The sequence below is a fragment of the Pseudohalocynthiibacter sp. F2068 genome, assembly GCF_023015645.1.
Classification (GTDB): domain Bacteria; phylum Pseudomonadota; class Alphaproteobacteria; order Rhodobacterales; family Rhodobacteraceae; genus Pseudohalocynthiibacter; species Pseudohalocynthiibacter aestuariivivens.
Window position 1 is genome coordinate 38,204 of the sequence record NZ_JALKAK010000016.1, and the last position, 23,718, is coordinate 61,921.

The 23,718-nt window shown below is 53.4% G+C and carries 20 protein-coding genes; 12 read left to right on the forward strand and 8 right to left on the reverse strand.

Annotated features, from left to right (window positions below; translation table 11 throughout):
* Positions 1-4 precede the first annotated feature (4 nt).
* On the reverse strand, positions 5-1,063 hold the full coding sequence (locus MWU63_RS16495) for a hypothetical protein (RefSeq protein ID WP_247078774.1): 1,059 nt from the start codon (positions 1,061-1,063) through the stop codon (positions 5-7).
* A gap of 150 nt (positions 1,064-1,213) precedes the next feature.
* Between MWU63_RS16495 and MWU63_RS16500 the strand changes: the two genes are divergently transcribed.
* Entirely contained in the window at positions 1,214-2,269 is a 1,056-nt protein-coding gene (locus MWU63_RS16500) for a tyrosine-type recombinase/integrase (protein ID WP_247078776.1), read from the forward strand.
* A gap of 20 nt (positions 2,270-2,289) precedes the next feature.
* Here the strand turns inward: MWU63_RS16500 and MWU63_RS16505 are convergent, their stop codons facing one another.
* Both MWU63_RS16505 and MWU63_RS16510 read right to left on the reverse strand, forming a co-directional pair.
* A complete protein-coding gene (locus tag MWU63_RS16505; protein WP_247078778.1) occupies positions 2,290-3,399 on the reverse strand; it encodes a ParB/RepB/Spo0J family partition protein in 1,110 nt (369 codons plus the stop codon).
* On the reverse strand, positions 3,396-4,703 hold the full coding sequence (locus MWU63_RS16510) for an AAA family ATPase (RefSeq protein ID WP_247078780.1): 1,308 nt from the start codon (positions 4,701-4,703) through the stop codon (positions 3,396-3,398). The genes MWU63_RS16505 and MWU63_RS16510 overlap by 4 nt, the downstream gene beginning before the upstream one ends.
* Before the next feature lie 524 nt (positions 4,704-5,227).
* Here MWU63_RS16510 and MWU63_RS16515 point away from each other — a divergent pair.
* From MWU63_RS16515 to MWU63_RS16545, 7 genes are all read left to right on the forward strand, one after another.
* Positions 5,228-5,920, forward strand: a complete 693-nt coding sequence (locus MWU63_RS16515; RefSeq protein ID WP_247078782.1) for a DnaA N-terminal domain-containing protein — start codon at positions 5,228-5,230, stop codon at positions 5,918-5,920.
* Positions 5,921-6,055: 135 nt separating this feature from the next.
* Complete coding sequence (locus MWU63_RS16520; protein ID WP_247078783.1) at positions 6,056-7,306, forward strand: sarcosine oxidase subunit beta family protein; 1,251 nt, start codon at positions 6,056-6,058, stop codon at positions 7,304-7,306.
* Between the two features lie 15 nt (positions 7,307-7,321).
* Positions 7,322-7,609 carry a sarcosine oxidase subunit delta gene (locus tag MWU63_RS16525; protein WP_247078785.1) on the forward strand — a complete coding sequence of 96 codons (288 nt, stop codon included), beginning with the start codon at positions 7,322-7,324 and terminating at the stop codon, positions 7,607-7,609.
* Positions 7,606-10,563, forward strand: coding sequence for a sarcosine oxidase subunit alpha family protein (locus MWU63_RS16530; RefSeq protein ID WP_247078787.1), 2,958 nt, complete (start codon positions 7,606-7,608; stop codon positions 10,561-10,563). The genes MWU63_RS16525 and MWU63_RS16530 overlap by 4 nt, the downstream gene beginning before the upstream one ends.
* Positions 10,556-11,128, forward strand: coding sequence for a sarcosine oxidase subunit gamma (locus tag MWU63_RS16535; RefSeq protein WP_247078789.1), 573 nt, complete (start codon positions 10,556-10,558; stop codon positions 11,126-11,128). The genes MWU63_RS16530 and MWU63_RS16535 overlap by 8 nt, the downstream gene beginning before the upstream one ends.
* Positions 11,129-11,751: 623 nt before the next feature.
* Positions 11,752-13,020, forward strand: coding sequence for a nucleotide sugar dehydrogenase (locus MWU63_RS16540; RefSeq protein ID WP_247078797.1), 1,269 nt, complete (start codon positions 11,752-11,754; stop codon positions 13,018-13,020).
* On the forward strand, positions 13,017-14,270 hold the full coding sequence (locus MWU63_RS16545; protein ID WP_247078799.1) for a glycosyltransferase family 4 protein: 1,254 nt from the start codon (positions 13,017-13,019) through the stop codon (positions 14,268-14,270). Before MWU63_RS16540 ends, MWU63_RS16545 begins: the two co-directional genes overlap by 4 nt.
* A gap of 1,027 nt (positions 14,271-15,297) precedes the next feature.
* Here the strand turns inward: MWU63_RS16545 and MWU63_RS16550 are convergent.
* Positions 15,298-16,305, reverse strand: coding sequence for a GlxA family transcriptional regulator (locus tag MWU63_RS16550; RefSeq protein WP_247078801.1), 1,008 nt, complete (start codon positions 16,303-16,305; stop codon positions 15,298-15,300).
* A gap of 160 nt (positions 16,306-16,465) precedes the next feature.
* Here MWU63_RS16550 and MWU63_RS16555 point away from each other — a divergent pair, with 160 nt between their 5' ends.
* Entirely contained in the window at positions 16,466-17,086 is a 621-nt protein-coding gene (locus tag MWU63_RS16555) for a helix-turn-helix domain-containing protein (protein ID WP_247078803.1), read from the forward strand.
* Between the two features lie 3 nt (positions 17,087-17,089).
* Here MWU63_RS16555 and MWU63_RS16560 read toward each other — a convergent pair whose 3' ends face one another.
* From MWU63_RS16560 to MWU63_RS16575, 4 genes are all read right to left on the reverse strand, one after another.
* Positions 17,090-18,136 carry a DUF3445 domain-containing protein gene (locus tag MWU63_RS16560; RefSeq protein ID WP_247078806.1) on the reverse strand — a complete coding sequence of 349 codons (1,047 nt, stop codon included), beginning with the start codon at positions 18,134-18,136 and terminating at the stop codon, positions 17,090-17,092.
* A gap of 9 nt (positions 18,137-18,145) precedes the next feature.
* Complete coding sequence (locus MWU63_RS16565) at positions 18,146-19,111, reverse strand: PDR/VanB family oxidoreductase (protein WP_247078808.1); 966 nt, start codon at positions 19,109-19,111, stop codon at positions 18,146-18,148.
* The gene (locus MWU63_RS16570; protein ID WP_247078810.1) at positions 19,108-19,719 is read right to left on the reverse strand and encodes a dimethylamine monooxygenase subunit DmmA family protein; all 612 of its coding nucleotides are present in this window, start codon (positions 19,717-19,719) and stop codon (positions 19,108-19,110) included. Before MWU63_RS16570 ends, MWU63_RS16565 begins: the two co-directional genes overlap by 4 nt.
* 70 nt (positions 19,720-19,789) lie before the next feature.
* On the reverse strand, positions 19,790-20,926 hold the full coding sequence (locus MWU63_RS16575; protein ID WP_247078812.1) for an aminomethyltransferase family protein: 1,137 nt from the start codon (positions 20,924-20,926) through the stop codon (positions 19,790-19,792).
* 153 nt (positions 20,927-21,079) lie between these two features.
* Here MWU63_RS16575 and MWU63_RS16580 point away from each other — a divergent pair, with 153 nt between their 5' ends.
* From MWU63_RS16580 to MWU63_RS16590, 3 genes are all read left to right on the forward strand, one after another.
* Positions 21,080-22,444: an ammonium transporter gene (locus MWU63_RS16580; RefSeq protein ID WP_247078814.1), complete on the forward strand. Its 1,365-nt coding sequence runs from the start codon at positions 21,080-21,082 to the stop codon at positions 22,442-22,444.
* Positions 22,445-22,458: 14 nt separating this feature from the next.
* Positions 22,459-22,674 (forward strand): hypothetical protein, encoded by a 216-nt coding sequence (locus tag MWU63_RS16585; protein ID WP_247078816.1) that lies wholly within the window; start codon positions 22,459-22,461, stop codon positions 22,672-22,674.
* Positions 22,675-22,820: 146 nt separating this feature from the next.
* Positions 22,821-23,717: a glutamine amidotransferase family protein gene (locus MWU63_RS16590; RefSeq protein ID WP_247078818.1), complete on the forward strand. Its 897-nt coding sequence runs from the start codon at positions 22,821-22,823 to the stop codon at positions 23,715-23,717.
* Position 23,718 lies beyond the last annotated feature (1 nt).

Sequence of the window (23,718 nt, forward strand, 5' to 3'; positions counted from 1 at the left end):
CCCCCTACCCTTTCGCCTTCCACATTCTAAACCTTCCCTGCCCCGTCACCTCGCGAACAAGACCCAGTTCTGAAAGCTTGTCCAAGTTCCTTTGAACGGCCGCGCGCGAGGCGCCTGTTTGCAACTCCAGCGCCTCGGCTGACAACATTGGCCAAATGGCAAGCGCTTTGATCAGGCGGGCGGGTGTACGGCCAGACAGGTGGGCTGTTGCGGCGGTTGCTTTCCTTTGCCAGGCTGTAATTCGGTCAAGCTCCATCATGGCACGCAAACAAAACGTCTCTGTTCCAGCGTAAAACTTGCCCAGTTGAACGTCCGGCGTGCCAATCGGGGTTGCACCATCAAACTGCAAGAAACGAGCGCCACCACGGCTGTTTTCTGCTCCGATTTTCGAAACAACCACTGCGCCCTCGATACGGGCGGTGTCTCCGGAAAGATCAAACCTGTGCCAAAGCGCCCAGGCATATGCTGCGCGCGTGATCGGGTGATTTTCCTGCATCTCCGCAAGAGCGGCCCAAAACCGGTCTTCCAGTGCTGCAAACTCTGCACCCTGTGGTCGCTCTATCAAATCCCGTGGGGCGACCTCAGGAACAGGAACCCGCCCCAGAAATTCGCCAAGTTCGCCGGGCAACGCCCCCTGCCCGTCCAGCAGCCGCCTGTGCGCCCATCCAGCGCGGGCAAAACCCGCAATGTCACTTCCGGCGCGTGTAATCCGTGCGGCGAGGAATAGCGCGATACGATCTTCCGTCAGCCGATCGCCTAGGTGCCAGCTAAGCTCTGCCACCTGCATCAACCCGATCCTATGTTGGGCACCCTTCGCTGCATGGCGCAATCGCTCATCCAATGCGCCAAAGGCCGCAGCTGCTCTGGCAAGTGCAACTGCATTTGCTGCTTCCGCTGCGCGCCATGTTTCTACGTCGCTCTTTTCAACGTCTGCGACGCGCCATGGCAAATCCGCCGCCTGCTCAGCTGCATCAAGCTCCGGAAGAAACCAGAGATCTTCTTCACCGGTCGGGTCCGGATCATAGGGTGATCTTGGGCCTGCGTCAGGCGTCGTATTTTTCATTGTGCTTCAACTGCTCTTTTTATCCATTGTGCATAATTTACCTATTTAGCACAGCACTAATGCAATTTTCGGGGAGCAAATATCACACATGATAAGCTATAGTTATCATGTCTTATTGATTTCACGTCCAAAACCGCTCAGAATGGCACCATGACACATGACGCAGCCCTCTCGTACGCCCACCCCCCTGCCCTTTCGCAGGCCGACGAAGAAGCGCTGACAGATCTTTATATTCGGGGCACGCCCGCGAATACGCTGCGCGCGTATGAGCGTGACCTGATTTACGTCACCGCATGGAAGCGCGCTGTCTATGATCAGGATCTAACATGGCCCGAAAGCGATGTTGTGGCTTTGCGCTTCGTTCTGGATCACGCGCGCGATCTGGGTGATGCCAACCAGCAAGACCCGGCTAGAGCTGCCGCTGAAGGTTTGATCCGTCAGGGCCTGCGCAAGACACTCGCCTGCCCTGCCCCGGCGACGCTAGACCGCCGCATCGCAAGCTGGCGGGCGTTTCACCGGATGCGGAACCTCGACAGCCCCTTTGACGCCCCGATCCTAAGGCAAGCCCGCGCAAAAGCCCGGCGTGCCGCGGCGCGTGCCCCTGCCCCAAAATCAGAACACCCCATAACCCGTGAGGTTCTGAACGCGATGCTGGCGACATGTGGGTATTCCTTGCGTGACCTTCGCGACAGCGCGCTGCTGATGCTTGGCTGGGCGTCTGGTGGCCGTAGGCGTTCTGAAATCACGGGTCTGAGGCGCGAAGACGTTTCACTAAAGGATTTCGAGTCTGAGGGGCTTGTCTGGATCACCATACTGGAAACCAAAACCACTGCCAAAGGCAAAACCCCGCGCCTCGTCCTGAAGGGTCGCGCGGCCAGGTCGTTGGTTCATTGGATCAACATGGCAGAGATTATTGACGGCCCATTGTTCCGCCCTATCAGCAAGTCAGACAACCCGTTGGACCGCGCCCTATCTCCCGATGCTGTTTACCAGATCGTCAAGCGCCGATTACAGCTTGCCGGTTATGACGAAGGCTTTGCGTCGCCACACGGCTTAAGATCTGGCTTTCTGACGCAGGCTGCGCTGGATGGCGCACCACTTCAGGCTGCGATGCGCCTGAGCCTGCATCGATCAATGGCACAGGCGCAAAAATACTATGATGACGTCGATGTGGCCGACAACCCGGCGACCGACCTGCTTGGCTGATCTTCCCCGCGGGGAAGGTTTCATCCCTCTAGCTGATCAAGCATCCCCCGCACTGCGGCTTCTAGCCGGCGGCGGTCGATAGTTGAAAAATCCTTGGGCAAACGCACCTCAAGCTTTCCAGATGACGCGGTACATTTCGCCCTGCCCTGCGGCCGGATGATCTGAAAAGTTGTCTTGGCTTTGCCAGTTGGCTCAATCTTCACCGCAGGAACGGTCGTTTTTTCGGCTCTAACCGGCTTGTTAGTCTCTGTTCCCGCATATCTGCGCAGCACGGTCAGTTCGTCCTGAACAGACCTGTTTTCCCAATCCTTAAACTCTGCCTTGATCGCGACAGCAGTGCCCTCAACTTCTTCAAGCTGCAATACAAGCGCAAGACCGAGCGACCGGGGAATATCCGGCGCATGTTGCAGCACATCCCCTAGCCTGCTCATCAGTTTGATAAAACTTCGCACATAACTACGTTTTTGGTACCCGGTTGATTTGAACAGCACCGCGACGGCCTTGTCCGGATCGTTTTCTTCTGTGTCCGGGTCCATCGCATAGTGAATAGCGAGCTGCGCCATCTCGGCAAATGAGATGTCCTTGCGTACAAGGTTTTCATCAACCATTCGACGATAAAGGCTATCAAGCGTTTCCCCCGCCAACAGTATCGTTGCAGGAATTGTGCCGTATGCGTCTTTGTCACCCGTCTCTGCCAGCAACGCTTTATAGGCGCTTAGCCGGCGGTAGCCCTGTATCAGTTCGTACTTACCGTCTTCACGTGGTTCCACCTGAATCGGGTTCGATAAGCCAATTGATTTGATCGAGGCCGCAAGGTCCGCCAATTCCATATCCGCTGCTTTGAAACGGTCACGCGTAAGCTTGTACGACTCAATCTGATCCAGCGGGATAAGATCGGTGATCAGGCCAAGCTTCTTCAGACGGACAAGCTCGTGGGCCAGCGCATCGTTTTCAGCGCGAATCTGACTTTCGAGATCGCGCCGTTCCCGCAAGCTTTCGGCGTTTTCTGTTATCGCTGTCGCCATCGGGCCACGACGCTTAATTTCCGGTGCGCTTTCCTCAACCTTCCCCGCGGGGACGATTTCATCTTCGGGGATATCGATGTCAAAGATACGTCTTCTCTTGCTCATTTTTCATCCTCCAGTTTGTCCCACACGTTGATGACAGATTCTTTGAACTCGTCATAAGCCCGATCAAAGGTTGCGCGGGCGCGCCGCCAAGTCTCGCGTGTCATTTCTCGGTAATCAATTTCGTAAACTGAACTCAGGAACCGCCCCGACTGTTCAACAGCACGGGTCATTTCCACAGGGTGCTCTGTTACCCGGTCACCGAAAACCTTTTTGAAGGCATCAAACATCGCGCGATGCAATTCATTGCCGGGTTCATACCGGGTGAGCAGGAAGCGGATATCACAGAATGTTTTAGGAAGTGTTATCTTCCCCGCGGGGAAGGTTCCGTCAAAACCATGACTAAGATCGCCCAAAGCTTCGGCAAGTTGGCCGATAAAGCTGGTGGTACTGTCATACTCCCAGTAACCGGGACCCGAAGGAATATAGAGCATGTCCGCCGCAAAGACCGCGTTCATCGACTGATATCCAATCGCTGGCGGGCAGTCGAAAATAATCAGGTCATAGGCGTCGTCCGGCAAAGCATCGAGATAACGGCTGACCGCGCCGAAGAAGGACCATTCGGGGTTAAGGTGCCTGTACTGAGCCGAAGCAAACTCAACAAAGGCGGCGTTGGCGCAGGACGGAACGATATCGATCGTTGACCAGGCGGTGGGTTTAATAAAGTCGTTGATACGAAGTTCATCGAGCCCAAGATCGCGGATTGACGCGGGAATACGGCGCTGGGGCAGGGTGGTGCCGCTCTCGGCACCCTGTGAGACTGCGTTCATCCTGTCGGTTTCCCGCACCAGATCGCGCGCCATAATGCCCCAGACGGTATGATCTTCGGCAACGTCGTTCAGGCCCATAGAGTGCGACAGCGTCGCCTGCGGATCAAAATCGACAAGGAGAACCCGGTACCCATCCAGTGCCGAGGCATGGGCAAGGTGCAATGCAACGGTTGATTTACCAGCGCCGCCTTTGAAGTTCGCAATCGCAACACGGACCGCGCGCTTGCCAACGGGGCGGGTTGGCATAAGGGATTTGCGGTTCACCTTGATCCGGCGGCGCAGCTCATTGATCTCATCCAATGTAAACCAGCGCTGACGGCCATCTTCCTCAACCGTGCCCGCTGGCAGAGAAGGATCTGCGGCAAGCCGCCCGCGAAAGGTGGACTGGTTGACCTTGAAAATCAGTTCGGACACTTCCCAGCTGGAAAACCGACGCAGGGTCTTTTCAAGCTCGGGGCTGAAGGTCTGACGCCGAATCCAGGTCTGCATTTTCAGGGACTGGGCCTGTAGGTTACTGAGGTCCTCGTGGGTGTACATCTTCACTCCGTTATTCTTAGGACGTTAATTCTGCTCAATTCTGTAATTACGCTGGATTTGCAAAAAATGCAAAAGGGAATATAGACTTTGTTCAAAGACCTTCCCTGCGGGGAAGATTGCTTGGAACAAAGGGGTATAGAGCGAATCGGGTAGGGCAGCCCACGCGTCCGGGTTTAACGTCAAGGCCCTAGGGCGTGACGCTAAATATTGGGGGACAGGTCAGTCCGCGACACCGCCAATAGGGTGACATAAGTGCCTAATAAGGTGACAGACAGGATGTCCCCCTTTACCAATACTTACCTAATTCTTTAATTGAATTGGGCATGAAGGCAGCCCGAACCAGCGCTTCAAAGCACAAGCTTCTTGACAGAATCGGACAATCGGACGCAAATACCTGTGTGGTCGGGAATAGCGTTGGGAACAGCGCATCCTGAACACGTGAAAGATCTTCGAAGATACGAAGACATTGAGGCAGATTTATATTCCGCTTGTCGGAAATGGAAGCAGGAAGGAGCTGGCAGTCGATGCTGGTTAACAAAGCAGTTGGGCGTGATGCCGCAACGAAGAAATACGATATCCTGACTGCCCTCACGACATTTGCCTTGTCCGAGGATAAACACAGGCAGCGGCAAGTGATGCGGCTGATTGCCCTGATCACATCACGGTACAACTGGCAACGAAACGAGCTTTCGATGGGCCAGCGGGAAATTGCAAAACTCTGGTCGGTTGATGAACGTACGGTAAAACGTGAATTGGCAAAGCTTCGAAGTCTCGGCTGGCTTACGGTCAAAAGGGCAGGGGCCCGGGGCAGGGTGACAAGCTATGGTCTTGAACTGGATATTGTGTTCGAAGTGACGCGCCCGTGCTGGGAAAAGATTGGGCCGGATTTTATTGACCGGATGGGCATGATGCAGGGCAGGGCGACGGATAGGCCCGACAGTAATGTCGTTCCTTTTTCGAAGTCTCTGCAAAACGGGCCGCAAGCCGATGGCACGCTATGGTCAGATGCGCGGGCAATTCTTTTTGCCGATGACCCTGTTAGTTATGGTTCATGGTTTCATCAATTGACCGAGGCGGGCAGGGACGGGGACACATTGGTTCTGGCTGTTCCCACGAAGTTTCACGCGTCTTACATTCAGACGCATCTGTCAGAACGCTTGATATCCTCGCTTAGGCGCATCGACCCGAGCCTGAAAGGCTATCGGTTAATACAATAGCGATTCTCCGTTTGCCCGCCTGCGAAAATCGAGTCTTTGGCGCCGATGTCGTAACTGAAACAGTTGATGACCGATTCAGATGCAGCAAAATGAAAGAATCTGGTGACTATACCCAGACAGAACGATGAGGACATCATGCGGTATTCGGGATTCAGGGTTATCAAAGAGGCTTTGACTGGGCACAAAGGTTGGACTCCGGCCTGGCGTGACCCTGAACCAAAAGCACATTATGACATTGTGATTATCGGCGGTGGCGGGCATGGGCTGGCGACGGCTTATTATCTGGCCAAAGAATATGGTCAGCAAAACATAGCCGTTATCGAAAAGGGCTGGATCGGCGGCGGGAACGTCGGGCGGAATACAACGATTATACGCTCCAATTATCTGCTTGATGGAAACGAGCCGTTTTATGAATTCTCGCTCAAGCTATGGGAAGGTTTGGAGCAGGACTTTAACTTTAACGCCATGGTCAGCCAGCGGGGTATTCTGAACCTTGTTCACACAGATGCGCAGCGCGATGCGTTCACCCGGCGTGGCAATGCGATGATCTTGAACGGTGCCGATGCCGAAATGCTGACGGCCGAACAGGTGCGTAAGGAATACCCCTTCCTGAATTTTGAAAATGCACGCTTCCCGATCAAAGGCGGTTTGGCGCAGCGGCGCGGTGGCACAGTACGCCATGATGCGGTGGCTTGGGGCTATGCGCGGGGCGCGGACAGCCGTGGCGTAGATATTATCCAGAACTGCGAAGTGACCGGTTTCCGAATTGAGAATGGCAAATGTCTGGGTGTTGAAACGTCGCGCGGCTTTATCGGTGCGGGCAAGGTTGGCAGCGCGGTTGCCGGATCTTCTGGCCGCCTGATGGCCAAGGCCGGGATGCGCCTGCCAATAGAAAGCCATGTGTTGCAGGCTTTCGTGTCTGAAGGGCTGAAACCTGTTTTGCCGGGTGTTATCACCTACGGGGCAGGACACTTTTACGTCAGCCAGTCTGATAAAGGCGGGTTGGTGTTTGGCGGAGATATCGACGGCTACAATTCCTACGCGCAACGCGGCAACCTGCCTGTGGTCGAAGATGTATGCGAAGGGGGAATGTCCCTTATGCCAATGATCGGGCGTGCGCGTCTGCTGCGGATGTGGGGTGGGATCATGGATATGAGCATGGATGGCTCGCCCATCATCGACCGCACGCATATTGACGGGCTCTATTTTAATGGTGGCTGGTGTTATGGCGGGTTCAAGGCGACGCCTGCATCGGGCTTTTCCTATGCGCATTTGCTGGCAACTGACACACCGCATGACACAGCTACGGCCTATCGGTTTGACCGGTTCCGCAAGGGCCTGATGATTGACGAAAAAGGGCAGGGTGCACAGCCCAACCTGCATTAACGGAGGCATGACACGATGATTATCAATCACCCGCTTCTTGGCCCCCGCGACAGTCAGGAATTTACCTATCTGGGCGACGCGAGCCTGATCACCCGCCCTGACTGGCAGGCCGAAGATGCTGTCGATCAGTTCACCGAATATCTTTACCAGCGGGACAACCCCGCAGGTGAACATCAGGAGCTTTGGTTTCATGAACAGGGCGACCGGTCTTGGCTGGTTGTGACCCGGAACACACTGACACACGAAATTTCCAAGGTGGAACTGGCCTGCGATGTGGCCCGCGCGCGGGGGCGAAGCAAATGAGCCAGATCAACAGACTTAAAGGCGGTCAGATCGACAGGTCGAAAACGCTGAATTTCCGCTTTGACGGTGCGTCTTATCAGGGGCATCCGGGCGATACGCTTGCCTCGGCATTGCTGGCGAATGGTGTACGCCTGATGGGGCGAAGCTTCAAGTACCATCGCCCACGTGGGCCGCTGACCGCAGGATCGGAAGAGCCAAACGCACTGGTTGAACTGCGCAGCGGTGCGCGGCAAGAGCCGAACACACGCGCAACCACGGCAGAACTTTTTGACGGGCTAGAGGCGCAAAGCCAAAACCGCTGGCCGTCGCTGAAGTTTGACGCGATGGCGATAAACGACAGGTTCTCAAACTTCTTAACTGCTGGTTTTTATTATAAAACTTTCATGTGGCCCAAAGCGTTCTGGGAAAAGCTCTATGAACCAATTATCCGTCGAGCTGCGGGCCTTGGGTCATTGTCGATGCAGGATGACCCCGATGTCTATGACAAGGGTTTCCTTCATTGCGACCTGTTGATCATTGGTGCGGGACCGTCTGGTTTGGCTGCGGCGCTGACAGCGGGCAGGGCAGGGGCCGAGGTTATTCTGGCTGACGAGGATTTCGCTTTTGGTGGACGACTAAACGCAGAGACGATTGCGATTGGTGATCAGGCAGCAGACGATTGGGTTGCAGAAAGTGTTGCAGAACTCGACTCAATGGCCAACGTTCGGCTGATGACACGCACCACCGTGATTGGTGCTTTTGACCACGGTATTTATGGTGCGGTCGAGCGTGTGTCGGATCATGTTGCGGTTCCCGACGCGGGTAGGCCACGCCAAATCCTGTGGCGAATCTATACGAAACGCAGCTTGCTGTGTGCAGGGGCGATTGAAAGGCCCATTGGATTTGAAAACAATGATCGTCCGGGCATCATGTTGGCCAGTGCAATCCGGTCCTATGCGAACCGTTGGGCGGCAACGCCTGCGCAAACCGTATCTGTGTTTACCAACAACGATGATGGGCACAGAACTGCGGCGGATCTGATGGCTAAGGGCGTTAAGGTTGCAGCGGTGATTGACACGCGGCCAGATGCACCGCGTCTGACCGACACTGAATTGCTGCGCGGGGCGCAGGTGGTTGATACCGCCGGGCGGCTTGGACTGGCATTCGTCAAGGTTCGTTTGGATGACGGCAGTTCCCGCACAATCGAATGCGGCGCACTTGGTGTTTCCGGAGGCTGGAACCCGAATGTGCATCTGACCTGTCATCAACGCGGCCGACCCGTCTGGAACGATGACATAGCAGCATTTGTTCCTGGCAAAGATATGCCCGACGGGATGACCGTTGCGGGTGCTGCGACGGGTGATCTGACGACGTCGGGCGCGTTTTCATCCGGCGCTAAACAAGCCGCAGCCGCAGTGCGCGATTTGGGGTTCACCGCCCGTGCGGCCGTGATACCAAAAACCGAAGATGCGCCAGTAAACATCACCCCGTTCTGGTATGTGCATGAAGGTAAGGGCCGTGCCTGGCTTGACCAGCAAAATGACGTAACCGTCAAGGACGTGAAACTCGCGCATCAGGAAAACTACCGTTCGGTCGAGCACCTGAAACGCTACACCACGCTGGGTATGGCAACTGATCAGGGCAAGACGTCAAACATGGGTGGTCTTGCGATCATGGCCGAGCTCGCGGGCAAGTCCATTCCCGAGGTGGGCACAACGATTTTCCGCCCCCCCTATACCCCTGTTTCAATGGGCGTGATGGCGGGCCGTATGGTTGGCAAGGAATTCCACCCAACGCGCCTGACACCGAGCCACAAATGGGCCGAGGAACAGGGGGCTGTTTTCGTCGAAGTTGGCAACTGGATGCGGGCGCAGTGGTTCCCGCAGCCCGGTGAAACCACATGGCGCGAATCTGTAGACCGCGAGGTTCTGGCAACGCGCAACTCTGTAGGAATTTGCGATGTGACAACGCTTGGTAAAATCGACGTTCAGGGCACCGATGCGGCCGAGTTTTTGAACAAGGTCTATGCCAACGCTTTTGGCAAACTTCCGGTGGGCAAGGTGCGTTACGGGCTGATGCTGCGCGAAGATGGCATTGCGATGGACGATGGCACAACCGCGCGATTTGCCGACGATCAGTTTGTGATGACAACGACAACGGCCAATGCCCTTGGCGTTTACCGGCATATGGAGTTTTGCCGCCAATGCCTGTGGCCCAACATGGACGTGCAGTTGATTTCAACGACCGAGGCCTGGGCGCAGTATGCGGTAGCAGGGCCTAACGCACGGAAGTTGCTGCAGAAAATCGTTGATCCAGAGTTTGACCTGTCAAACGATGCCTTCCCGTTTATGGCGTGTGGCGACATCACGGTTTGCGGTGGGCTGCGGGCGCGGTTGTTCCGCATCTCGTTTTCAGGAGAGCTTGCCTATGAGATTGCGGTGCCAACACGCTATGGTGATGGCTTGATCCGCGCGATGATGGACGCTGGTAAGGAATTTGACGTTGTGCCCTATGGGACAGAGGCGCTTGGTGTTATGCGGATCGAAAAGGGTCATGCAGCGGGCAATGAGCTGAACGGAACAACCACCGCACTGAACCTTGGTATGGGAAAGATGGTGTCAAAGAAGAAAGACAGCATCGGTTCAACCCTTTCAGAGCGCGAAGGTCTGGCACAGGAGGACGGGCTTTTGTTGGTTGGCATCAAACCTGTTAATCCGGCTGATCCGGTGACGGCCGGGGGCCATCTGATCAATCGGGGTCATGTCGCGAATGCGGCCAATGATCAGGGCTATGTCACCTCGGCGGCGTTCTCGCCAAACCTCGGCCATTCGATCGGCCTCGGCTACTTGAAGAACGGGGCCCATCGTAAGGGTGATAGGCTACGTGTTGTGAACCTGCTGGCAGGGACAGACGTAGAGGTCGAAATTGTCAGCGCCCACTTTGTTGATCCGGAAGGGGAGCGTCTTCGTGCCTGAACATCGTTTTAAAGCATTGGCGCCTCTTGGGGGGGCGACACCGAAGGTTGACCGGTTTGAAGGTCTGACGATCACCGAATTCACCGGGGTGGCGCTGGCGTCAATCGCAAGCCGGGTTGGCAAGGAAAAACCTTGTGCAACGGCGGCGAAAAAAGTGCTGGGTGTTGCATTGCCGGATGTTGGAAAAATGGCATCAAGAGGTGTGTTCAATGCCTTCTGGACCGGCCCGGAACAATGGTTTGTCGAAGCCCCGTTTGAGACGCATGAAGACCTCGCTTCAATTTTGAAGGCGGGTTTGAAAAACACGGCCTCAGTCACGGAACAAACCGACGGCTGGTGCCGCTTTGATGTCGAGGGGCAGGGGGCTGTAAAAGTGTTTGAACGCCTTTGCCCAGTCAATATCCGAAAGATGGAAAGCGATACGGTATCACGCACGGCGATCGACCATACCGGATGCTTTCTGTTGTGCCGCACGGCGGGCGAAGCGTTTAGCGTTTATGGCCCAAGGTCGTCAGCCGGGTCCCTGCATCACGCGCTGACGACGGCGGCAGTAGGTGCGCTTTAGGGTAGGATAAGCGACATCCATTTGAGAGTTTGACTGCACGCGGGACGCGTTGCGGGTATAGCTGACGTCCGACTTTTACGCCGAACGCAAAACGCTTTGTTTTCTTATCGGTTTTTAACGAGACCAGCCCCCTTTCCAGCACGCTAACGACCTCATTGCGAAACAGTTGTTGAATTGGTCCGAATATCTGGAGCTTTTGAGCGGTGGGTGCAATAGAGCTAACAGATTAAAAATAAAAGAAAATATCCAGAGAGCCGTAATTAACGAGATGCAGCGATCGAGAATTGTTAACATCAATTGAAAGCTCATATTCGGTCCAGATTTTGCCTTTATTTCTGCAACTTGGCTAGATAGGTATTCGTTGGTTAATAAACGAATTATTTTGAAAATTGAGCTTGGAGAAAATGTTGGTTCATCCAGTTGTTCTTTTTGGGGGATCAGGGGCACGACTTTGGCCCAGTTCCCGGCAGACCAATTTGGTGACAGATATGGATGGTGTGAAGGATCTGAAGAACGTGGTTGGGTTGCTTAAGGCTGCTTGCATCTTCGGAACTGAGGTTTATTGAAGGGAAAGCAATGATATTTCAATGTATTTCTAGTGGTTTAATGTTTGGTAGGTTCTTATGAAGGTTGCTGTGTTGGGATTGGGCTATGTTGGCTTTACGGCAGCTTGCTGCATGGCTAGTGAAGGCCACGAAGTTATTGGGATCGACGTGAGCCAGAACAAGGTTCGCAGAATTCTGGCCGGGCACGCTCCGATTGTGGAACCGCGCGTTCAGAACATGCTAAGCGACGGGCTGAAAGCAGGTTTGATCACGGCAGATACGGCGATTGGTGCGCATCTGGATGATTGCGATCTTGCTATTGTGTGCGTGGGGACACCATCTGCGGCAGACGGGTCACACAATATGGGTTTTATCGCTGATGTTACGCACCAGATCGCGACTGCGCTGATAGCAGATCGGGCACGCCCATTGGTGGTCGCGTACCGGTCTACTTTCCGCCCCGGTACGGTCGAAGAACTTGTTTTACCAATTTTTCAGGCGGTTTTGGGGGGCGAGGCGGAGCAGCGCGTTGATGTTGTTTACAACCCCGAGTTTCTGCGCGAGGGCAGTGCGGTCGAAGACTATTTCAAGCCCCCAAAAATCGTGATTGGTACCCGTGACAGTCAGCCGAATGAGGCTATGGAAGAACTGAATGTCAATATAGATGCCCAGGTCTTCGTCGTTGGGTATCGCGAGGCGGAAATAACGAAATTTGTCGACAATAGCTGGCATGCAGTCAAAGTAACCTTCGCTAACGAAGTTGGGCGAGCCTGTCTGGGGCTTGGAATATCGGCGCGCCAAGTTCATGAGATTTTTGTCGCTGATACCAAGCTCAATATTTCGCCCTACTACTTACGACCTGGTGGGGCATTCGGAGGGTCCTGCCTACCAAAGGATGTTCGGGCTTTTCAACATATCGCCGCTGATATTGGCGCTAATCTGCCAATGATCAGCAACCTGATGACCTCTAACGAGGCACACAAGCATAGGCTTTTCGAATATGCGACTGAGGGGCTTGAAAAGGGTGCCAGGGTTCTTTTGGCAGGGCTGGCGTTCAAGGCGGGAACAGACGATCTGCGGGAAAGTCCAAACGTCGACTTGGCGCGCAAACTACTTGCGGCGGGCTTCGACCTGGAAATTCTCGATCCGGGCATTGATGCTTCAAAGCTTGTTGGCGCCAATCTCGGCTATGCCTTTAGTCAGCTTCCGGTTCTGGAACGTCTGCTGATTGACCGAGCACATGCTGAAACAAACCGGTACGACCGGGTGATTGCAACAAATGCGACAGTAGATGGTCTCGTCCTACCAGGCGCACCGGAAATTCGGCATATCGGGCGGTTGCCATGAAGGAGATATTACCTGTTCAGACGCCGCGCATGAACGCCGTGCGTCAGACCCTGCCGCTTTCCGGCAGGCGCATCCTGATAATCGTGGAAAACCTGCCCCTGCCTTTTGATCGTAGGGTCTGGCATGAATGCAGGACCCTTCGTGCGGCTGGGGCTGAAGTTTCCGTTATTTGCCCGACTGGAAAGGGCTATGGAGCCCGGTATGAGGAAATTGACGGTGTCCATATTTATCGCCATTCTTTGCCGCTGGATGCGAGCGGCGCACTGGGATACTTGCTTGAATACGGCATGGCGCTCTTTCATGAAATGCGTCTGGCGCTCAAGGTCGCACGTCGCCAGGGATTTGATACGATTCAAGCCTGCAACCCGCCAGATCTTATCTTTCTCGTGGCTCTGCCTTTCAAATTGTTTGGCAAGCGCTTTATTTTCGACCATCACGACATAAATCCGGAACTCTATGAGGCAAAATTCGGCCGCAGAGGGTTTTTCTGGCGTCTGATGGTGCTGTTCGAGCGCTGGACGTTCCGGACTGCAGATGTGGTAATTTCTACGAATGAAAGCTACCGGGAGATCGCGATGGAGCGCGGCGGAGTTGCGGCTGAAGATGTGTTTATAGTCCGCTCTGGCCCTGATCTCAGTCGGTTGGTGGTAACAGCCCCCAATCCAGATTGGCACAATGGCCGTGCACATATGGTCGGGTATGTCGGAGTCATGGGCGATCAGGAGGGTATTGATTTGTTGCTTGAGGCTGCGCGTATCATTGTGCAGGATCGCGGGCGAGATGTGCAGTTTGTCTTGGTCGGGGGTGGCCCGGCGTTACAGGGCCTGCGAACGCTCGCTGACGATCTGGGTTTGCAAGACCATGTAACTTTTACCGGCCGGGCACCGGATGCAGAGTTGTTTGAAGTCCTTTCAAGTGCTGATGTTTGTGTGAATCCGGATCGGGTAAACCCGATGAATGACAAATCTACGATGAATAAAATCATGGAATACATGGCATTTTCAAAACCAATTGTACAATTTGATGTGACCGAAGGGCGTCATTCTGCCGGGCGCGCTTCGCTCTATGCGGCCGCTAACGACACAAGCGATATGGCTAACAAAATTCTTGAACTTCTGGACGATCCCGCGCTTGCTGCAGAAATGGGCGCATTCGGACGTAACCGCGTGGAGACCGAGTTGAACTGGGATCATCAAGTCGATGCTCTTGTCGACGCCTACCGCCGTGTAATCGTTAAAAAGCCGCTCTGAACGAGTGTGTCATCGGGCTTTCAAATGTGCCAGGCTTTGATCTGGCATCTACGGCCCACGTTCCTCTGCCGGGTCGTTGCACCTTACGCTGACAACGGCGGCGATAAGCGCGCTTTAGGGTAGGGGTAAGCTGCGGTGTAAAGTGGTATTCAGTACTCGACAACAACTCCTGGGCTCTACTTGGCCAAGCCTCCACCTATTCAATTGTTGCGGATACACGAACGTCCACTACTTCACCACTTTCAGATAACCCGATATTAACACCTATCGAGTGGACCAATGTAAGGCCGGTCAATCGCCACAGTAAACTTGGACGATGTCTCATCGTCTCCTCCGAATCCCAACTTCCTCCAAACCTGTAAAGTGGTTCACGCTCGTTCCTCGGTCTGCAATTTTCGCTATAGCTTCGTGTCGGTCCCCACACTTCAAACGCGTGAAATTCCAACCAAGCGCGAATAGCGTCCAGATTTCCCAGACTCCGGAATATTCTGAATAGGCAGACTTCCAAGTCATGTCTGTCCCTAAGATTTGGCCACTCTATATTTAACAAGTTTGGTGTTTGGACCATCCGCTCGGATGACATCAAACAAGCCTGCGTTCTTCGAAACTTTCTAAGGGCGTTATCGTAGTCAGAATACCGAGGATGCCCACTGTCGACGATTTTGCCCGAAAACATGAATGGTTCGTCAGTTTAGTTGGATATGTGGTCATATGGAATTCTGCAATTGTTCTCGGAACTGCAAACAATCGGGTTGGGGTAGTCACCAGACGTTTCGGCAATTTCTACACCTTCGGCCATAGCTGAAGTTACCTGCAACATTGCTATTGTTACGCATGTCAGCAGCGGCTCCAACTCATTAGTTTTGAGAATTTTGGAAGAAGAGTTTTTTCTAAGCCAAAACAAAGTGCCACTTTTTCATATTTAAGTTTTGCTCATTCTGGAGCGACACAACCTAAACAAATGTTCGAATATTACAAGGCACTCCAGAAGTGCATGCCGATCTCTAACCTGCCTGGCACCGATGAACTACGTTGACGGGATTGCGCTGTTCCCCTCGACCCTGAACATGTTGATCTTGGTGCGTTCCTGAAGGGGGGACATGCCGAAGGCCTGTCTATAGTGGCGCATCAACGGTGTTGAGCTGGCGTAACCGACGGCGATGGCGATCTCTGTCATCGTGTCGTTGGAATACATCACCAACTGGCGCGCGGCGTTCATTCGCATGGTACGGTAATAGGCCGAGGGGCTTTGCCCGGTTGCACGTTTGAAGCTGCGTTCGAGCTGGCGGGGTGAGACCGCAACAGCCGACGCTACATCGGCAATATGGATAGGGTCTTCAATGTGTTCAGCAAACATCTTGATCGCATCATTCACAGAAGATGGAAGCATGTCGTCGGTGCCAGATGTTTTGAAGGCCGGTATTTTCTGGCTGACATCTTCACCGCGCACGAAGGGGTGCTGGAACCAACAGGCGACTTCGGTCATCGTTTCGGCGCCCAGCTCTTCGTCAATCAGCTTCAGCATCAAATCAAAGACGGCGGTTGAGCCTGACGCGGTATAGCGGCTGCGATCAATGGTAATGACATTGTCCGTTGCTTCGATATCCGGGAATTCTGTTTTGAACGCAGCTTCGTAACACCAGTGGACGCTGCATTTATGTTTGTCCATCAAGCCAGATCGAACGAGCGGAAAAACCCCACCGCTAAAGCCGCCAATTTTTATGCCACGCCGTGCAAGCCAACGCAATTGCCCGTTCGAGGCTTTGGGGTTTTCAAAATTCCCCATTGGGCCGCTGAGCAGAAACAGGAAATCAAGGTTTTCCACATCCGAAAGCGCGACATCTGGGTCGAACCCGACATTGGCGCTGGATGTTACGCGTGAATTGGTTTCGCCTACGACTGTCCAGGAAAACACCTTGCGGCCGATAATTTCGTTCGCGGCGCGCAAAGGCTCAATCGCCGAGGTCAGGCAAGCCATCGGAAACCCCGGAAAAATCAGGAAACCAAGAACCTTGTTGTTTTCATTTCTAATCATAGTTTTTATACTAAGAGGAAACTTTGAACGATAGAATAGCCTAATTTGTTGTATCGTTTCAAATTGATCAGCCGTTCGCTGTTCTTTGTACATTTTGACGACCCAGAAGGGAAATATTGTGGTTATCGCGTCATCTAAAGGAAAAAAGAATTCTAAGAACATGCCTCTTAATCAGGACCCGCACCGGGTTGTTGAGGCGCGCGAAAAAGTTCTGGAAGTTGCAATCGGGCGCGAGGTGCGCGGGTTTCGCCGTCAGAAAGACATTACTGTTGCCGAACTTTCCGCTTTGACCGGTCTGTCGATCGGGATGCTGTCCAAAATCGAGAATGGAATAACGTCACCATCGCTCACAACTTTGCAAACCCTTGCCAACGCGCTTAGCGTTCCGCTGACATCATTTTTTCGAGGGTTCGAGGAAAACCGCGATGTAGTGCACGTAAAAGCCGGGGAAGCTGTCGAGATGGAACGCGCTGGAACACGCGCAGGCCATCAGTACAATTTGCTTGGGCACATTGGGTCAAACGCCAGCGGTGTGATGGTCGAGCCATACATGATCACCCTGAACGAACAATCAGATATTTTTCCGACATTCCAGCATGCCGGGATAGAACTGCTTTACATGCTGGAAGGCGAGATTGAGTATCGCCACGGCGACCAGCTTTTCCTGATGCAGCCGGGTGATAGTCTGTTCTTTGATGCGGATGCGCCGCACGGGCCAGAGAAACTAAACGTTCTGCCGGCTCGCTATCTTTCGATCATTTCATATCCGCAGTCGAGTTGACCGCTATACAGGATCAGCCCAGACGCCAGGCGAGGTTGGCGTGCCATCATCGTATTTGGACAGCCATTCGAGAATTTTTGGCCGATTGTCGATAAACCCTTTATAGGTGGCCAGTTCTTCGGGCAGATCGCGCAGCACACGGTGAAAACGACGCCCCCACTTTGGCACAGTCACGAGTTCATCCATTTTGATCAGGTAAGCGCGGATCGGAAATACGAGCGCGTTTGACCGTGGCAGGCGGAAAAAAGTTTGCAGCTCGACCCTCAGGTGCATTTTCTGCCCCATGTTTTCAAGCGTCAGTCCCTTTTTCTGCACCCCCCATTTGTGGTAATTCTCGGGGCTCGTGTCGAGCAGCGGGTTTACCGTCATTGTCCAGTTCAGCCTACGTGCCGGTGCACCTTGCTGAATGTTCAGAAGGAACTTGAGCGCCCGTACAAAAATACCCATTTCATGGGCTTTCGGAACCGGGGCGTGCCATTCAAAGAAATTCATTCCGATGTCGAAATCCAGCGACCAGTCCGCCTGGGTTGTCACCATTCCGGCGTCCATCCAAAGGTTATCGTCACGTTGGTCCAGCACGGCAAAATCACCCTGGGTCTGGCGCGTGATGTATTCCATCGGGCCGTAGGGTAGAGTGGCCTCATCCATGAACACAAACTTCTGGTCAATGCCCATGGGTTTGTTGATCCAATGCCAGTTATTGCCGTCACGGGTTAGCGAAAACAGATCTGGGTAGTCCTCGGATTTCGCTTCCATGATCAGCTCCAGCAAATCCCAACCCGCAAGGGTCATATGCGGCAGGGACTGGCAGCGAAGCGGATCTTCAGCCAGAACCAGTGCACGGTCACGCATTTCCGAAACGTAATGCTCATCAACGTCGAAGCGATTTTCATAAACGCTGCCGGGAACGACGGGTGTGTGTGGTTCCATATTCACGGAGTACATGTAGCTGTCTTCGTGAAAGGGGAACGGAAAGCGGCGAATTTGTTCCGGCGAATTGAAAAAGGTGAAATCGTCGCGGAACGTTTCGTCTTTGAAGTTAATACCCATCGGTTTCTCCTATCGGTCCAGGACGAGGGTCTTGCCCTCGAACCGTGACACGCATGGCATGATTTTCTTGCCACTGGCGTGCTCTTCGTCGGTCAGCCAGTGGTCGTTATGCAGGAATTTGCCGTCATAGCCGATCACTTCGGTTTCGCATTGGCCACAGGCGCCGCCGCGACAAAGGTACGGGGCGTCGACACCGGCGGCTTCAATTGCTTCAAGCAGGCTTTGATGTTCGCCCACTTTGATGACTTTGTTTGAACGCGAAAGTTTGACTTCAAACGGTTTACCGGAGGACGGTGCCAGGAACTCTTCGTGGTGTACGGCTTCGCGCGGCCAGCCAAGAGATTCTGCCATGCTGCGCACCCAGTCGATCATACCCTTGGGGCCGCAGACATAGGTGTGTGTACCCAAGGGTTGTCCATCCAGCAGGTTTTTCAGATCAATCGCCTGTTTCTGTTCGTCGTAGTAAATGTGGACACTGTTGGGGTAGTGATCGGTTAGCTCGTGGACATACGAACCGAGCGCTTTTGAACGTACTGAGTAGTGCAACTCAAAAAGACCGTTTGAGGCTGAGAGCTGTTTGATCTGCGCAAGGAATGGTGTGATGCCAATGCCGCCTGCCAGAAACAAATGTTTGCGTGCGCGTAAATCCAGCGGAAACAGGTTGACCGGATAGCTGATCACCATCTCCATGCCGGGTTTGGCATTGTTGTGCATGAACAGCGATCCGCCGCGGCCTTCGTCATCACGCCGGACCGAAATTTCGTAGCCAGATTGGTCGGCTGGGTCGCTCATCAGCGAGTAAGGGTTTAGACGGGTTACGCCATTGTCATCCATTTCAACGACGGTATGCGCACCGCCAGAAAAATGGGGCAGGGGGCCGCCATCAGTTCTGGCAAACCGAAAGCGCGTTACCAGATCGTTGACTTTGGTCACATCGGTGACGGTTACATTTATTTTTGCGGTTCCTGCACTCATTTGAAACGCTCCACCGGTTCGGGGATACTGCCGGGATCTTCGGCATCGACGCGCACGGCCTGATAAGCCGCAATGCGGCGCGAATAGTGGTCACGCACGAACAGATGCAAACCGCAGTGCGCGCATTGGAACGGATCATGAGTCACGTCCTCGGTGATACCTTTGCAATGCACACATTGCATCCGGCGCGCGGTTGAACCGCGATGTTCGGTCTGAATGGCGGTATGCGGAATACCGGCATCGGTTGCTTCGCGCATTGCCTGGCCAATGATGCTTTCTGTACCCGCCAGATAAACCTGCAAACCCATATGAGCGTCAGACAAGGTTTTGCGAAGGCGCGGGATCGCAGCCTCGTACGATGGGCCAATGTATAACTGGGCCGCGCCAAGTGCATTGAGTTTTTCGTTATACGTGTCACCCGACGTTTTCGGGATGAAGATTATATGTGTGTGGGCCATCATGTCAGCCGGCACTGATTTGGCCATCTCCAAAATCGCATCGGCGCCGACGGCATCAGCAACGATCAGATGTGCCTTTCCCGGTCGTGCCTCCAGCTTTCCATGAACCATTTGATTGCTTGGCTTTGATTGAGTCGCGGAATTTGACATGTTCTGCGCAATCCCTTTTGAAATAGTTCAAGTCAGGGATGCCAACGGATGCTGGCATCCCTTTAATGTATCAGCCTTTGGCTGTGCGACGCTTCTTATCGACATCATAGAATGGCATCGAATGCGCGATGCAGGGAACCTCTCCGCTTTTGTTCTTAACTGAAAGCTTTGTGCCGTCGACTGCACAATTAACAGGCATCCGTGCGATTCCGACGTTATGTTTATTTAGCGAGGAATACATGCCGATTGTTACGACACCAACTTGTTTGCCGTCTTGCAACAATGGTGCGCCTTCATCGGCTGGCTCTGTTCCCTCAAGTTTAACGCCATAGATTTTGAAGCGTTCCTTGCCCTGAAGTCGGTAGTGTTCTTCCGCGCCGTGAAAACCGGTTTTGCCTTTGGAGACCGTAAAGTCGAGGCCGAGTTCCCACAGAGTATCGCCATGCTTTTCGTTCTCGAACGGATACATGTCCGAATTGTCATAGGGGAAGAACAAGAGATAGCTTTCAGCCCGCAGCCAATCCAGTGTGGTAAAGCGTGTCGGGATGATACCCATGTCCGCGCCTTTTTCTACCAGTGTATCCCAGATTTCAGGTGCATCCTGCGCGCGACAAAAAATTTCATATCCGCGTTCCCCAGTGTAACCAGTGCGTGAGATAGTCACGGGTTTGTCCCAGAGCGTTGTGTGAATATGGCTGAAATAGGCCACGTCGCGTATGCCGGGAACACCATGTTTTTCAAGGAAATCAACAGCCAGTGGGCCTTGTAATGAGATGTCGTGCAGGTTGTCGTCAAAACGGATGTCTACTTCGCGGCCCGTCGCAGCCATAGTCAGCTGTTCATGACCCTGACCCGAGCCGTGTACAACCATCCATGAATTTGGCCCCATGCGATAGATCACACAATCGTCGACGAACTTGCCTTCGTCGTTCAACATACAGGCATAAGAACTGCGCCCTGGTTTAATTTTTTCAGGGTTGCGCGTAGTTGCCCGGTCAATCACATGGCTGGCATGCGGGCCGGTGACGTGAACTTTCTTCAAGCCCGAAACATCCATGAATCCCGCTTTGGTGCGGATCGCCAGATACTCTTCCTCTTGATCCTTGTCATAGGTCCATGCGGTTCCCATCCCACTCCAGTCTTCGAGGTTCGAACCCATCGCGCGATGGCGATCACCGAGTGCAGAAAATCTCCAAGAGGCAGTCATTTTTCTCTCCCATCCGGCCCGTCGAGTACAGGCAAAAGTAAATTTTTTGTAAACTTAAGTTGACAGAAAGGTGCGTTCAAAAGCAATACTAAAAGAAAAAAATATTACTGAGAGGCAAAAACCTCCAAAACGCGCAACTAGGGAGTCGGAAAGTTGGACGGAAATCTCAATGCAATTACCACGATTTTTACCGAGTTTTATTACTGGGTAACGGTCGTTTTCATGTTCCTGATTCACGTCGGGTTCTGCATGTACGAAGTCGGCGCAAGCCGTCGGCGTAACCATATGCATACACTTATGAAAAACATCATGATCATTCCTTTGGTCTCGGTGACATTTTACTTCTTTGGATGGTGGATCTACTGGGCCTTCCCAGACTTTCCGCTATTTGGTGGTCTGAACCTGGAAGCGGGAAGCGCAAATCTGCCGTGGGCGGAGAACATGGCGACTCACCTCGGAGATAGAATCACGGGTGTGTTCTGGGCGGCGTTCCTGCTGTTTTCATGGACAGCAGCGTCGATTGTGTCTGGCGCGGTGATCGAACGGATTCGGTCAAGTGCGCTGTGGTTGCACGCTGTTCTCATTGGTTCGGTATTCTGGATTATCGATGCGGCATGGGGCTGGCACTACGCTGGCTGGATGGTGCGCGAACTGGGATATCACGATGCTTATGCATCGGGCGTGATTCACGCGATCGCCGGTGGTTACGCATTAGGTGTGATCATGGTGCTTGGCCCACGGATCGGCAAATTTGCCGCCGATGGCACACCACGTGACATTCCTCCGCATAACCCGTGGATGCTCGTGATCGGGATATTCCTGATCTACACCGGGTTCTGGGGTTTTTATGCTGCGTGTAACGTGCCGCTGATTTCACCAGAAGCGATTGGTGGTCAGATCACGGGTACAACGTGGACAGCCACGAATATCTATCTTGCTCCGACAACATTGGGTGCAATCACATTCAACTTTATCATGTCACTATCAGGTGGCCTGATGGCAGCCTATGTGGTGTCAAAGGGTGATGCGTTCTGGACGTTCTCTGGTGGTCTTGCCGGTATTATTACCGCGTCTGCCGGTAACGATCTTTACCATCCGATCCAGGCCATGCTGGTGGGTGCCGTTGGTGTCGTAATCATCTACAATCTGCACTACTGGGTTGAGCGCAAATTCAAGCTTGACGATGCGGTCGGTGCGGTTGCGGTGCACGGATATGCCGGTGTTGTTGGCCTGATTATCGCGGGCTTCCTTCTTTGGGGTGCTCCGTCGTCACCCTTTGAAGGTTATGCAACAGTCAACCCGCTGGGTCAGACGATTGGTGCATTCATCATGTTCTTTGTTTTGGGTTTCCTGCCCGCCTTTATCGTCAGCAAACTACAGGCTGCGGTAGGTGTGCTTCGCATTCCTGAAGAGGTCGAACTTCAAGGTCTCGACTACGCAGAACACCACGCATACGAGGATGCTATGGCCGAGATCACCGAAGCCACCAGACTGCACCTCGCAGCGACAGGTAAATAAAGGGAGAAATAACTATGTCTACAATTGGATACGATAGCTGGGCTGTTGATTTGGCCGAAGTTGGTCCCGTTTACCCGCTGCAGGGCTGGGAGGTCTTGATGACAGTGGTTGGTGTGATTTTCTGGGTCGGATGGCATCGCATCCAGTATGTTCGCGAAAGCGCGCACCTGGAAGCGGCGAAGCATGCTGGTGACGAGGAAAAAATAGCCAAAGCGCTAGAGCGATATTAAAACCGCTCAACAAAAAATTTGGGGGCGGTTGCAAAAAGCAGCCGCCCCTTTGTTTTCTTGCATGAAAAAAAGTTTCTTCACAGTTGAACTGCTAAAACAATGATGTTAGCCTCTGAGTCGACTGTTGAATGAAGGGAGCGAAACCAATGTGCGGTATCGTAGGATTATTTCTGAAAGATCGATCTCTGGAGCCCAAACTGGGTGAAATGCTGACCGATATGCTTGTAACAATGACAGACCGGGGACCGGACAGTGCAGGCATCGCAATCTATGGGTCAGACGCAGGTGATCTTGGCAAACTGACAGTTCAGTCAGACAACGCTTCGGCAGATTTTGAAACGATTGGCGTTGATCTGGGTAAAGCGATTGGGGCGCAGGTCAGCATACGCGTCAAGGATACGCACGCAGTTCTGGAAATGCCTATGAGCAAGATTGAAGAAGCGCGCGGTGCACTGGCTGATCTCAGACCGAATGTTCGCGTCATGAGCGCGGGTGACACGATTGAAATCTACAAAGAGGTTGGTCTTCCGAAGGATGTCGCCGCCCGTTTTGAAGTTTCGAAAATGAGCGGAAGCCACGGCATCGGCCACACGCGCATGGCAACAGAATCTGCTGTTACAACGATGGGTGCACACCCGTTTTCAACCGGAACAGACCAGTGTCTTGTTCACAACGGATCGCTTTCCAATCACAACAGCTTGCGTCGCAAGCTCATGCGCGATGGCGTTCGTATTGAAAGCCAGAACGACACTGAAGTTGGAGCTGCTTACCTGTCCTGGAAAATGCAAAATGGCTCGACTCTGGGCGAAGCTCTTGAAAGTTCGCTAGAGGATCTCGATGGGTTCTTCACTTTTGTGGTTGGCACGAAAGACGGGTTCGGCGTGGTGCGCGACCCGATTGCCTGTAAGCCAGCCGTCATGGCCGAGACAGATCAGTATGTGGCCTTCGGATCGGAATACCGCGCCTTGGTAAACTTGCCCGGTATCGAAGACGCACGCGTTTGGGAGCCCGAGCCCGCAACCGTTTATTTCTGGAACCACTAAG